A 13,082-nucleotide genomic window follows, 5' to 3' on the forward strand; every position below is an offset into this window, starting at 1 on the left:
TAATAGTTCTATATTATTCACCCATTGCGTGAAAAACCTCCCAGGCATCTTTTAAGATCTGTGGATTCTTTAGAAGATCCAGTGCGCCCTCCGCCATGCATTGTGCTACATAGAGCATCCCTTTTTCTCCGATGCTCATACCAGACTGAGCGGTGGTCGCCCAGTGGTGCAAGGCGGTGCCTTTGCACATGGTGGCAGCGCTCAGCATAATGGTCGGGATGGTGTGGCTCACATCGGAAACATCGGTGCCGATGGAAAATGGAACCGGCTCATCTTCCAGAGGTTCCAGTCCGCCGAAATAGGTATCGGTAGGATTTGGAAGATTGGCCTCTTTTGTGATCTGAGTGGCAAAATCCAGTTCTTTTTGTGTATAAACCGGAAGCGGAACCCGTTCCATAGCCTTATGGAAGGCGAGAGCTAGAGGACGGTTTGTTTTCATTTCCCAGTTACTGGTGACCACTTCGATTTCCACTCTGGTTCCGGTCATCAGAGCCGCACCGCGGGCACAGTCATCGACGCGGGAAGAAGCATCCTCCGTGCGAGAACGTTTGGTGGAGCGGATAAAGTAATTGGTGGATGCGTAAGGCGGGACAATATTTGCGGGACCGTCGGTGTTGGTGTAGGTATAGTGCATTCGGACATCATCAGCCACATGCTCTCGAAGATAGTTGACACCAACATTCATCAGTTCAGCAGCATCCAGAGCACTCCGTCCAAGTTCCGGATATTTGGAAGCGTGGGCGGCTTTTCCATAGAATTTGTAATTTTTCACATCCTGTGCCTGCCAGATATCGTAGCTGACCCGGTTGCGGTCGAAAGGATGCCAGGTGATCGCAACGTCCAGGTCATCGAAGACACCGGCTTTATTCATACGGATCTTTCCGATGACGATCTCTTCCGCCGGGCAGCCGTACACACGGATGGTGCAATCTGATTCGGCGGAGGTGTTTTCGGAAGTCTCCAGGAAGGATTTTAAGGCCATAGCCGCTCCGGCGCAGGCTGTACCAAGCAGATTGTGTCCGCAGCCGTGCCCCGGAGAGCTAAGCGGTTCTACGTGGCATACCGGAGCCTGTCCCAGACCGGGCAGTGCGTCATATTCGGCGAGAAATCCGAGAATCGGTTTGCCCTGTCCCCATTCGGCGAGAAAGGCAGTGTCAAAGCCGCCAATGCCCCAGGTGATCCGGAATCCGGCCTCTTCCAGAAGCTGTGCCAGCCGGTGGGAAGAATAGGTTTCTTCCCCGGAAAGCTCCGGGTGAGCAAATATATCATGGGCGGTTGCAAGCAGCGCGTCCTCATGGTCAGAAAACCATTGTTTGAAGGCAGTCGTTTGTGTCTGAGTCTGCATGAAAAATTCCTCCTAAACAAATTAAAATTCCAATATAAAGAAATTATCCGAAGAAGCTCATAGTCTGTCAGAGCATCACATTGGAAGGTTCTTTGGTTCTTTTTATTTTACCAAATGGAGGCATGGCAAGCAAGGTAACAATCAGAAGGATCCATGTAGCTTTGTCAAAGAACAGCAGGTAGCTAAGGTGCGGACACCCGTGAGCAGGGTGCAAGTTTGGAAACTTTGTGCTAAAATAAACTTCAGAGAGTTCATAAAAGAATCGTAGAAGAAGCAAAAAAGGAAACAATAAAAGAAGAGGGGCAGCTATGGAAGAAAAGAAAAACCGATATAAAGGAATTTTGTTTATCATTATGTCAGCGTTTTGCTTTGCGTTGATGAATGCATTTGTGAGAATGGCGGGAGACTTGCCATCGACACAGAAAAGTTTCTTTCGAAATCTGGTGGCTTTGTTTTTCGCGCTGATATTATTGAAAAAGGAAGGCGGAGGGTTTTCGGGGAAAAAAGAAAATATTAAATATCTGCTGATTCGTTCGGGAGCAGGAACGATCGGAATCCTGTGTAATTATTATGCCGTAGATCACCTGATTTTATCAGACGCATCCATGCTGAACAAAATGTCACCGTTTTTTGTGATTATTTTTAGTATTTTTGTGTTGAAAGAAAAAATCAGCCTGAAACAACTGAGCATTGTCATTGGAGCATTTTTAGGAAGTCTCTTGATCTTAAGACCGGGCGGAACCAGTCTGGTCTCTGTTCCGGCAGTGATCGGACTGTGTGGCGGAATGGCGGCAGGACTTGCCTATACTTATGTCAGAGTGCTGGGAGAGCATGGCGAAAACGGTAAGTTTGTGGTGGCGTGCTTTTCAGGATTTTCCTGTCTGGTGACAGTCCCGTTTTTGCTGTTTGATTATCATCCGATGAGCTTCTTGCAGTTTGGAAGTCTGGTGATGGCAGGGTTGGCAGCGGCAGGTGGCCAGTTCAGCGTGACGGCGGCTTATTATCATGCGCCGGGACGGGAAATCTCGGTTTACGATTATACACAGATCATATTTGCAGCAATCTTTGGCTTCCTGCTGTTCGGTCAGGTTCCGGATATGTTGAGTTGGATCGGCTACGGAATCATCTGTCTGATGGCGGTATTGATGTTTTTCCTCAATAACGCACAGGAAAAGGGCAAATCCTGATAAAATTTGTGAAAAACGGACTGTAAAACAGGTTGATAGGGAAGAAGTTCGGGGGCTCCATGGAAATCACAATGGAAAATAGGATGAAATCTTTGCAAAATGAACGGATTTCCAGTATACTAATAAATTAAGAAAATAAAGTACTCAAAGACTTAAAAAAATGAAATGAGAAGAGTTGGAGGATAAAGAAGTGGCAGAAGAAATCAAAGCAAAAGAAGCACCGAAAAGAAAGGTGATCCTGACCGGAGATCGCCCGACGGGAAGACTCCATGTGGGACATTATGTGGGATCTCTGAAACGTCGGGTCGAGTTGCAGAATTCCGGAGAATATGATGATATCTACATTATGATCGCGGATGCACAGGCACTGACAGACAATGCAGACAATCCGGAAAAGGTGCGTCAGAATATTATCGAAGTGGCACTGGATTATATGTCCTGCGGACTGGATCCGGCAAAATCCAATCTGTTTATCCAGTCTCAGGTACCGGAACTGACAGAACTGACATTTTACTATATGAATCTGGTTACGGTTTCCCGTCTTCAGAGAAATCCTACGGTGAAATCTGAGATTCAGCAGCGTGGGTTTGAGACAAGCATCCCGGTGGGATTCTTTACCTATCCCATCAGTCAGGCGGCAGATATCACTGCTTTTGACGCAACCACCGTGCCGGTAGGCGAAGATCAGATGCCGATGCTGGAGCAGACGAAAGAAATCGTACACAAATTCAATTCCGTTTACGGAAAAGCGCTGGTAGAGCCGGAGATCCTGCTTCCGAGCAATCAGGCGTGTCTGCGGCTTCCGGGAATCGATGGAAAGGCGAAGATGAGTAAATCTCTGGGCAACTGCATTTATCTGTCAGAAGAATCGGATGAGATTAAGAAAAAAGTCATGAGCATGTTTACTGATCCGACCCATATTAAGGTCAGTGTTCCGGGAAAACTGGAAGGTAACACCGTATTTACCTATCTGGATGCATTTTCCAAACCGGAACATTTCGAAGCTTTCCTCCCGGAATATGCAAATCTGGATGAGCTGAAAGCTCATTATCAGAGAGGGGGACTTGGAGACGTCAAAGTCAAACGTTTCTTAAACGAAGTCCTTCAGGCAGAGCTGGCTCCGATCAGAGAACGCAGAAAAGAATTGATGAAGGACATTCCATATGTATATGAGGTCCTGAAGAAGGGCAGTGAGAAAGCAGAGTCGGTGGCAGCAGCGACCCTGGCCCGTGTAAAAAATGCAATGCGTATTAATTATTTTGAGGATGAGGAACTGATCCGGACACAGGCAGAACAGATGAAATAGCCGGCCCGTCAGGGAACATCAAGAGGGTAAGAAGATGAGGAATGAACAAAATATGCGGCTGAAAGGTCAGTTGAAGCTGTACATGCGCTGGCCCATGATTATGTCGGTTTTGTTGGTTGCGATGAATATCTGGATCTATATGGTGGATACACGATCCGGTATCGTAATGTCCGTGGGCGTGCTCCTGTACATTTTGATTGTTGGAATTTTGTATCTGAGGAACCGAACTGCATTGTTTGCAGATTTGGTTCAGTTTGCCGATCAGTATACGGATGTTCAGAATATTTTGCTGAAAGAGTTGTCTATCCCCTATGCGCTGGTTCTGATGAACGGACAATTGGCATGGTGGAACAACAGTTTTGAGCAGTTGATCCTGGGAGAGTATTACGAGCCTTATCTGAATAAAGTGATTCCGGAGCTGAACCGTGGAGTTTATCCTAAGACCACAGAGGATAAGGTGGAGATGGAGATCACCTATAACGACCGGCAGTATGCAGTGGAACTGCGCAAGGTGTCCATGAAAGGATTCAGTAACAGTGAGCGTCTGCTGCATATTCCGGCAGACCAGGAATATTTTATCGCACTGTATATGCGGGATATCACCGAGCTGAAATCCTATATGCAGGAGAATGAAGAACAGCGTCTGATCGCAGGACTGATCTATATAGACAACTATGACGAGGTCATGGAAAGTGTGGAAGAGGTCCGGCAGTCCCTTCTGGTTGCGTTGATCGACCGTAAGATCAATCAGTATATCGGAAATGTGGACGGTATCGTAAAGAAGCTGGAAAAAGATAAATACTTTATTGTCATCAAGAAACAGAGTTATCTGAAGATGGCGGAAAATAAATTTTCCATTCTGGAAGATGTTAAGGATGTCAATATCGGAAACGCCAGAAGCGCTACGCTCAGTATTGGACTTGGTCTGAATTCCGTGACTTATGCACAGAGTTATAATTATGCAAGAGCGGCCATCAACCTGGCACTTGCAAGAGGCGGTGACCAGGCGGTCATCAAAGATTGCAACGGAATCACCTATTTCGGCGGCAAGAAGGAACAGATGGCGAAAAATACCAGAGTCAAGGCCAGAGTCAAAGCAGAAGGTCTGCGGGAATTTATTCTGGTTAAGGACTGTGTTCTGGTGATGGGACATCAGATCGCAGATGCAGACTCTCTGGGAGCCAGCATCGGAATCTACCGGGCAGCCACAGAACTTGGCAAACGAGCGCATATCATTATCAATGAAATCACCAGTTCCGTGCGGCCTCTGTATGATGAGATTGCGAAGAATTCGTCTTATCCGAAAGATATTTTTATCACCAGTGAGGAAGTGAAGGATTATCTGACGGAAAATACCATGGTAGTTGTAGTCGATACCAACAAGCCGGGTATGACCGAGTGCCCGAAACTTCTGGATAAGGCAAAGACCGTTGCGGTGTTGGATCACCACAGACAGAGCAGCAATATGATCGAGAACGCAGTCCTTTCCTATATCGAGCCGTATTCTTCTTCGGTTTGTGAAATGGTGGCGGAAGTCCTGCAGTATATTGTGGAAGATATTAAGCTGACCCCGGTAGAGGCAGAGTGTCTGTATGCCGGAATCATGATTGACACCAGAAACTTTATGAACCGGACTGGAGTGAGAACCTTTGAGGCGGCTGCATTTTTAAGAAGATGCGGAGCGGATATTACCAGAGTGAGGAAAATGTTCCGTGACGATATGGAGTCGTATCGTGCGAAAGCAGAAGCGGTTCGTCTGGCGGAAGTTTACCGGAAGGAATTTGCGCTGGCCGAGTGTCCGGGAAATATCGAAAGTCCTACCGTACTGGCTGCACAGGCGGCCAACGAGCTTCTGGATATCAGTGGAATCCGGGCATCCTTTGTATTTACCGAATACAATGGAAAAGTCTATATGAGTGCAAGATCCATCGATGAGATGAATGTACAGCTGATCGCAGAGCGTCTGGGCGGCGGAGGGCATATCAATGCATCCGGTGCGCAGTTTACCCACATGAGTGTGGCGCAGGCGATCCGTAAGTTAAAAGAAACCATCGACGAGATGATGGAAGAAGGAGAGATTTAAGATGAAAGTAATTTTATTGGAAGATGTAAGATCCCTTGGGAAAAAAGGAGAGATCGTAACCGTCAATGACGGATATGCAAGAAACTTTATCCTGCCAAAGAAGCTGGGCATGGAAGCAACCGGCAAGAACTTAAATGACCTGAAGCTTCAGAAACAGCATGACGAGAAACTGGCACAGGAGCGTTATGAGGACGCAAAAGATCTGGCAGCCAAATTAGAGGCAGGCAAGATCGAAGTCGGCATCAAATTAGGAGAAGGCGGAAGATCCTTCGGTTCCATTTCCTCCAAAGAGATTGCAGCCGAAGTGAAGACCCAGATGGGGCTGGATGTAGATAAGAAGAAAATCCAGTTAAAAGAAGCAATTAAGACTCCGGGAACCCACAAAGTTCCGGTGAAGCTGCATTCGAAAGTGACTGCACAGTTGAAAGTAATTGTCAACGAAGAAAATTAAAACGGCTTAAGTGAAACGAAGCTAAAAAAATCCGGCTCTAGGTTGCCAGGCATATGAAAAAATAGGAGCAGGTTTAACTGAGGCGGAAACGGAAATGGTTTTGGGGAGAAAAGACGGGAGAGGAGTAAACAACGTGGATGAAGCAGTGATCAAAAGAGTACCGCCGCATAACGACGAAGCAGAACGCTCGGTGATCGGCGCCATGCTGATGGATAAAGACGCGATCATGACGGCAGCGGAAATGTTGAACGGAGATGATTTCTATCAGACGGCTTATGGCATTTTATTCGATGCGATGGTAGAACTGTTTAATGAAGGACAGCCGGTGGACCTGATCACCTTGCAGGAGCGGCTGAAAGAGAAAAATGTACCGCCGGAGATCAGTGACATGGAATATGCCAGAGATCTGTTATCCATGACTTCTACTTCTGCAAATGTACAATCTTATGCGGAAATCGTACAGAACAAAGCGACGCTTCGCAGACTGATCAAGATCACGGAAGAGATTGAAAATACCTGTTATCTGGGGCAGGACCCCATGGATGTGATCATGGAAGGCACGGAGAAAAAGATTTTCAATCTGGTGCAGCGGGGCAATACCAAAGAATTTACGCCCATCAAGGACGTGGTGTTAAATGCATTGGATCGAATTGAGAAGGCATCGAAAACAAAAGGAACGGTAACCGGAATTCCTACCGGTTTCATTGATCTGGACTATAAGCTGTCCGGTCTGCAGCCGTCGGATCTGGTACTGATCGCGGCCCGTCCGTCTATGGGAAAGACGGCATTTGTGTTGAATATTGCTCAGCATATGGCGTTCCGACAGAATAAAAGTGTTGCGATATTCAGTCTGGAAATGTCAAAGGAGCAGTTGGTAAACCGTCTCTTTGCACTGGAAGCCCATGTGGATGCCCAACTGATCCGAAATGGTAACCTGAAAGATTCGGATTGGGAAAAACTGATCGAAGGAGCCGGAACCATCGGTCAGTCCAAACTGATTATCGATGATACCTCAGGTATCTCCATTACGGAACTTCGGAGTAAATGCAGGAAAATGAAACTGGAAATGGGGTTGGATGCCATCATCATCGACTACTTGCAGTTGATGAGCGGAAGCGGCGGCCGTAGCAACGAAAGCCGTCAGCAGGAGATTTCCGAGATCTCACGAGCACTGAAAGGTGTGGCGAGAGAATTGGACGTTCCGGTGATTGCTCTGTCGCAGCTTAGCCGTGCAGTGGAACAGCGTACCGATAAGCGACCGATGCTGTCTGACTTGCGTGAGTCCGGAGCCATTGAGCAGGATGCCGATGTGGTCATGTTTATCTATCGTGATGATTATTATAATCCGGATACCAACGACAAGAATATAGCCGAGATCATCATTGCCAAACAACGTAACGGCCCGATCGGAACGGTACGGTTGGCATGGATCCCGCAGTATACACGATTTGGAAATGAAGCCAGAGGAGATCGGGGTGCGGAGTAAAAAGAAACCAGGAAATTTGCTGGCATTAGAAAATGTTTTATAAATCCCGAAAAAGTTTACATCGGGAACCGCTTACGCTTGCCTTCGCCCCATAGAGAGATCCTTTTCGAGCGATGCTCACGCTCGCTCGAAGAAAGTACCGGGGCTTCGGATGTTCCCTTATGCAAATCTTTTTCGGGATAAATAAAGATGATAAGAAACCAGGAAATTGTCTGTAAAAGGCATTCTTGGTTTCTTTTTATTTAAAGTAATGAGGAAAAATCCGAGGTTGCACGAACAGCTGGAAACTGTCGCGACAACTTGAGAAAGATTGTTTGCGCACTGCTTCATGTCAGCAGTCGTTTCAGGCGTAACAGGGGGCTGGCATGTCCCACGGTTTCCCGGCGGATAGACTGCTGTTGGCGGATCAGTTGATCCAGCTTGCGAAAATGTTCTTCTTCTCTGCGTTCTTTTGCCTGTACTAAAAAGTCCATTTCCTGCATAATATCTGCTGTAAGGGTCTGACGAAGTTCCTGGGTCAGCACTTTGTTGTTGTCGGTAACCACTTCATTCAGGACAGCACCGATCAGTTCCCGCGCCTGTTTGAGCGGAAGGTCTTCAATTACTTCGGTATGGGATGCAGTTGTCAGGACCTGATGTTTGCTGTCGTGTGTGGAGAAAGGAAGTCTGACCGTTCCATTGTCGTTTGCCTCGTCCTTGTTGTCGTCTTCTTTGGGGGAATCCGTTGTACCGGAAGAAGTTGTGGCGTTTGAAGTGCCGGCAGCAGAGAATGTCCCATGATGTAATTCCTGCATTTTCAACAGCTCCGGGACAATCTGTTTCAACTCTTTGATAGAGACGGTTTCATCTTTCAGTCTTTTAATACAGTGAAATAACTGTAAGTCTTCTTTCGTATAGTATCGATGCCCCTGTGCGGTACGTTTGACGGGGATATGTAATTCATCTTCCCAGTAGCGAAGTACATGGGATTCTACATCCACAAGCTTTGCGGCTTCTGAGATCATCACTTTTCGATCATCCATGCTATACTTTTTAACCTCCTTTGGGATACTGGTTACAGTATAACACAGGAAGTCTCGGAATAAGGGAAGAATCGTTCGCCAAAATGTGCCAGGAAATGTAAAAAAGCTGCCGTAAAAGTACGACAGCTTCTTTCTTTTTTAACTGTGATCACATTTTTATATAGCTGATATTAGCCCTGAGAAATAGCTCCTACTGGACACTGTCCTGCACAAGCACCACATTCTACACAAGCGTCAGCATCGATCTCGAAATGAGCATCTCCCTGAGAAATAGCTCCTACTGGACATCCTCCTTCGCAGCTTCCACAACTTACACAGTCATCACTGATTACATATGCCATAGTATGTATCCTCCTTTGATTGAATATAATATGGCAGGTATCTCCCTGACCATTAACTAGATTTTAATACAAAAGTAGGAAGAATACAAGGGAATTTGTGCTTAAATTTTAGTACAATTATCAATATTATCTGAAAATGAAATCCATTCTCAAAATCAGAGGTTTCAAAAGGGAAAATATGGATCAGAGCAGGAAAGAAATGTCGGAAGAAACAATAAAAATTTAAGAAAATATTCCTTTATTTTTTTCTAGAATAGTGTATAGTATAAGGAGCATGAAAGAAAAATGAAAAATGCAAAGTAACGAGAAGCGTAAAAGGATTAAGGAGAGTGCAAAAACGTGAAGTGGAAACAGATAGTCGGAGTATTGTGTGCTGCGGCGGTTATCAGTGGATGCTCGCAGCATGTAAGCAATACCAAATATACAGGAGAAAAGGCGGAACAGTCTGCATATCAGGACAACTTAAATGCAATCAGTCCTCAGGCATATAGCAATGTGGATGGGTTGGAACTGGAGCCGGGAACCTATATTTCCATAATCGGAAAGGAAACGGATACGGCATACTGGAAAGCGGTTGCCAAAGGAGTAGAACAGGCAGTCACAGACCTGAATGAACACTTGGGATATACGGGCAATGACAAGATTAAAGTGACTTACAATGCGCCGGAAGCAGGGGAAGACATTGACGAACAGGTAAATATCCTGGACGAGGAACTTTCCAGATACCCGGATGTGATTGCCATTGCGAGTATTGATGCAGATGAGGGAACCGTACAGTTTGATCAGGCAACAGAAAATGGAATTCCGATCGTGGCATTTGACTCAGGAAATGATTATCAGGGCATCGTCAGTACCTGTAAGACGGATAATCAGGAAGCAGCCAGAACCGGTGCATCAAAGCTTTGTGATGAGATCGGAGATGCAGGTCAGATTCTGGTGCTTGCAAAGAACAGCCATTCGGCCAGTGCAAAAGAACGGTTAAGCGGAATCGAGGAAGAGATCGCCCAGCATGATCAGGTAGAGATCGCAGAGGTGCTGTATTATGATCAGATTCAGGATATGAAGAAGTCTATGGCAGCCGAACGGACGCTGGAACTTCCGGAAGGTTCTCCGGAGATTACAGTAGATAAGATTACAGACGGGGAAGTGCTCAACGAATATCTTGCGCAGCATCCGGACGTAAAAGGAATCCTCGGAACCAACAGTGATGTGACCGAGTGGGCGTTGGAGACTCTTCAGGCAAATGCAGTGGAAAACAAAGCACAGGAGAAGAAGTCGGAAGTCAAGAACTCTAAGACCGTACAGGATGCGCAGGAAGAAGCAGGCGTTCCGGAAGAACCGAAAGAGGAAGATCAGGAGAATGTGCAGAAACGAACGACCGATGATATTGCGCTGGTTGGATTTGATGCGGAGAAGAAGGAACTGGAAGCATTGAAGAGCGGCGAGATCAAAGGTCTGGTTGTGCAAAATCCTTTCGGAATGGGATATGCAACGGTTGTGGCGGCAGCCCGCACCGTTCTGGAACTGGGAAATGAAGCAAAGGTGGATACCGGCTATATCTGGGTAACCAAAGAAAATATGGACAGTGATTCCATTAAAAATATGTTGTATTAGAAAACTCCTCTCAGAAAACCGTGTAAATTTGGTTCTGAGAGGAGTTTTTTTGAAAATCTCATTTTCCGGAATCCCGGCTTAGGGAGAAGATAAATTCGGTTCCCACTCCCTCAGTGCTGACCACGTTGATATTTTCATCGTGTGCCTGAATGGCTTCTTTGACGATGGAAAGCCCTAGGCCGGTACCTTTTTTATCTTTGCCGCGGGACTGATCGGTCTTGTAGAAACGCTCCCAGATCTTACTCAGATCTTTTTTTGGGATGCCGCAGCCAGTATCCTTGACGGAGATAAAATATTTCTCATTCTTTTCTGTGACCTCAACGGTAACGGGGGAATCAGGCTCACTGAATTTGATGGCATTGTCCAGAAGATTGTAGAGAACCTGCTGGATTTTATGAGGATCTGCATAGACCATGGCTTTCTTTGGAAGAAAGAGAAGCTCGATGGAAATATGCTGTTTGGTGCAGATCCCTTCGAAGGTATTTGCGGTCTGTTTGATCATTTTCTGAATATCAAAGGATTCTTTGTTCAGAAGAAGCTCCTGGGTGTCAAATTCGTTGAGGGTGAGCAGATCCCGGGTGAGATCCGTCAGACGATCGGTTTCTGCAGAAATGATTCCCAGATATTTCCCTTGAAGTTCCGGGGGAATGGTACCATCAGCGATGGCTTCCACATAGCCTTTGATGGAAGTCAGAGGAGAGCGAAAGTCATGGGATACGTTGGCGATAAAATTCTTCTGATAATCTTCCATATCTCTGAGATGGGATGCCATGAAGTTCAAAGATGCGGACAGATAGCCAATCTCATCCTGTGTGTGCACCGGAATCTCGTAGTTCAGATTACCGGAAGCAAACTGAGTCGCTCCCTCGGTTACGCTGCGGAGCGGCCGATAGACGAAAAAATGGATTCCGATCATGATCAGGAACGACAACAGATAGATCACGATCAGTGTAATGTAGACCGGGCGCATTATATTGGTCAGTTTCTGCTGGATGACGGCCATCGGCCGGTGAATCAGCAAGTATCCTCTGGTGGAGAATCCGACAGTGACCGGTGCGATGACGGTGATCATGTCTTCCGAAAAATATCCGTGATAGGATCCTTCCAGATATTGCTGGCTTCCAATCTCAGCAGGATTAAAATCTTCAATCCGGGTCGGTGCTGTGGTGTCTTCCAGAGAGGAAGATACCAGAACATTTCCCTGGGCATCGGTAAACCAGAGGGAAGAATCCAGATAGATCTGCATGGCGTTCAACTGCGTGCGCACCGCCAGATAAGAAGTGTCTTCTGTAAAATATTCCGGCAGATAGGAAGTGGCGATCAGATTGGCCTCCTCGTACATGCCGGAAGAAGCGTCAGATTTCAGATGATCCAGGATCAGTTGCTTGGTCAGGGTTGCAACGGTGAACAGGCAGAGAAATCCGAAAGCTATATATAGAAGGAAAAATTTAATCCGTAGGGTATTCTGCATAGTTTTCATGCCAAATGTATGACTCCTGTAAGTGTTGTATCTTTATAGTAGTGTTTAAGTGTTAGTTCTGCTTCGTTTCAAATTTATAGCCGATTCCCCAGACGGTGCTGAGGCTCCAGGACGGATGATCTTTCAGTTTTTCACGGATCCGCTTGATATGAACGTCTACGGTACGGGTGTCACCGATGTATTCATAGCCCCAGATCTGATCCAGCAACTGTTCCCGGGTGAAGACCTGATTGGGAGAGGCAGCCAGAAAATAGAGCAACTCCAGTTCTTTCGGCGGCATTTCCACCGGTTTGGAATCGCAGGTCACGGCATAGTTGGTCAGATTGATCACCAGACCGTCGTATTCTACACATTTGATCTTGTCGGCGGCAGGAGTCGGAGCAGTGACCGGCTGATACCGTCGGAGTACCGCTTTGACGCGGGCAACCAGCTCTTTGGCATCGAAAGGCTTGATCATGTAGTCATCGGCGCCCATTTCCAGGCCCAGAACCTTGTCAAAGACTTCGCCCTTGGCGGAGAGCATGATGACAGGAGTATTGTCTCTTGCCCGGATTTCCCGACAGACCTGATAGCCGTCCATGCCCGGGAGCATCAGGTCCAGAAGCACCATGTTCGGGTGCCATACATCGAAGATCTGCAGGGCTTCTTCTCCGCTTCCCACGGTACGGGTGTCATAACATTCTTTGATCAGATAGAGAGAGATCAGCTCTGCGATATTTTCATCATCGTCTACGATTAATACTTTTTGCTTTCCAATCATGTGAGGG

11 protein-coding genes are annotated in these 13,082 nt (G+C 46.6%); 6 read left to right on the plus strand and 5 right to left on the minus strand.

The window, feature by feature from the left end:
- Positions 1 to 13: 13 nt before the first annotated feature.
- Positions 14 to 1,345 (minus strand): amidohydrolase, encoded by a 1,332-nt coding sequence (locus tag KGMB01110_RS08805; protein WP_119298043.1) that lies wholly within the window; start codon positions 1,343 to 1,345, stop codon positions 14 to 16.
- Positions 1,346 to 1,653: 308 nt separating this feature from the next.
- Between KGMB01110_RS08805 and KGMB01110_RS08810 the strand changes: the two genes are divergently transcribed.
- The 5 genes from KGMB01110_RS08810 to dnaB all read left to right on the plus strand — a co-directional run bounded on the left by KGMB01110_RS08810 (position 1,654) and on the right by dnaB (position 7,858).
- A complete protein-coding gene (locus KGMB01110_RS08810; RefSeq protein WP_119298044.1) occupies positions 1,654 to 2,532 on the plus strand; it encodes a DMT family transporter in 879 nt (292 codons plus the stop codon).
- A gap of 190 nt (positions 2,533 to 2,722) precedes the next feature.
- Positions 2,723 to 3,838, plus strand: a complete 1,116-nt coding sequence (gene trpS / locus KGMB01110_RS08815) for a tryptophan--tRNA ligase (RefSeq protein ID WP_243112740.1) — start codon at positions 2,723 to 2,725, stop codon at positions 3,836 to 3,838.
- 34 nt (positions 3,839 to 3,872) lie between these two features.
- Positions 3,873 to 5,921 (plus strand): DHH family phosphoesterase, encoded by a 2,049-nt coding sequence (locus KGMB01110_RS08820; RefSeq protein ID WP_119298045.1) that lies wholly within the window; start codon positions 3,873 to 3,875, stop codon positions 5,919 to 5,921.
- 1 nt (position 5,922) lies between these two features.
- Entirely contained in the window at positions 5,923 to 6,372 is a 450-nt protein-coding gene (gene rplI / locus KGMB01110_RS08825; RefSeq protein WP_119298046.1) for a 50S ribosomal protein L9, read from the plus strand.
- Positions 6,373 to 6,505: 133 nt separating this feature from the next.
- Positions 6,506 to 7,858, plus strand: a complete 1,353-nt coding sequence (gene dnaB / locus KGMB01110_RS08830) for a replicative DNA helicase (protein WP_119299139.1) — start codon at positions 6,506 to 6,508, stop codon at positions 7,856 to 7,858.
- Positions 7,859 to 8,184: 326 nt separating this feature from the next.
- On the opposite strand, the gene KGMB01110_RS08835 is transcribed toward dnaB, so the two are convergent.
- Entirely contained in the window at positions 8,185 to 8,880 is a 696-nt protein-coding gene (locus KGMB01110_RS08835) for a helix-turn-helix domain-containing protein (RefSeq protein ID WP_117889452.1), read from the minus strand.
- 170 nt (positions 8,881 to 9,050) lie between these two features.
- Positions 9,051 to 9,221 carry a DUF362 domain-containing protein gene (locus KGMB01110_RS08840; RefSeq protein ID WP_117603030.1) on the minus strand — a complete coding sequence of 57 codons (171 nt, stop codon included), beginning with the start codon at positions 9,219 to 9,221 and terminating at the stop codon, positions 9,051 to 9,053.
- A gap of 339 nt (positions 9,222 to 9,560) precedes the next feature.
- Here KGMB01110_RS08840 and KGMB01110_RS08845 point away from each other — a divergent pair, with 339 nt between their 5' ends.
- Positions 9,561 to 10,835 carry a substrate-binding domain-containing protein gene (locus tag KGMB01110_RS08845; RefSeq protein ID WP_117889455.1) on the plus strand — a complete coding sequence of 425 codons (1,275 nt, stop codon included), beginning with the start codon at positions 9,561 to 9,563 and terminating at the stop codon, positions 10,833 to 10,835.
- 58 nt (positions 10,836 to 10,893) lie between these two features.
- On the opposite strand, the gene KGMB01110_RS08850 is transcribed toward KGMB01110_RS08845, so the two are convergent.
- Together KGMB01110_RS08850 and KGMB01110_RS08855 are read right to left on the minus strand one after the other, a co-directional pair.
- Positions 10,894 to 12,306: a sensor histidine kinase gene (locus KGMB01110_RS08850; protein WP_119299141.1), complete on the minus strand. Its 1,413-nt coding sequence runs from the start codon at positions 12,304 to 12,306 to the stop codon at positions 10,894 to 10,896.
- A 61-nt stretch (positions 12,307 to 12,367) separates the two neighbouring features.
- Positions 12,368 to 13,075, minus strand: a complete 708-nt coding sequence (locus KGMB01110_RS08855) for a response regulator transcription factor (RefSeq protein WP_117603032.1) — start codon at positions 13,073 to 13,075, stop codon at positions 12,368 to 12,370.
- Positions 13,076 to 13,082 lie beyond the last annotated feature (7 nt).

The sequence above is a fragment of the Mediterraneibacter butyricigenes genome, from assembly GCF_003574295.1.
In the GTDB taxonomy this organism is placed as follows: Bacteria; Bacillota; Clostridia; order Lachnospirales; family Lachnospiraceae; genus Mediterraneibacter_A; species Mediterraneibacter_A butyricigenes.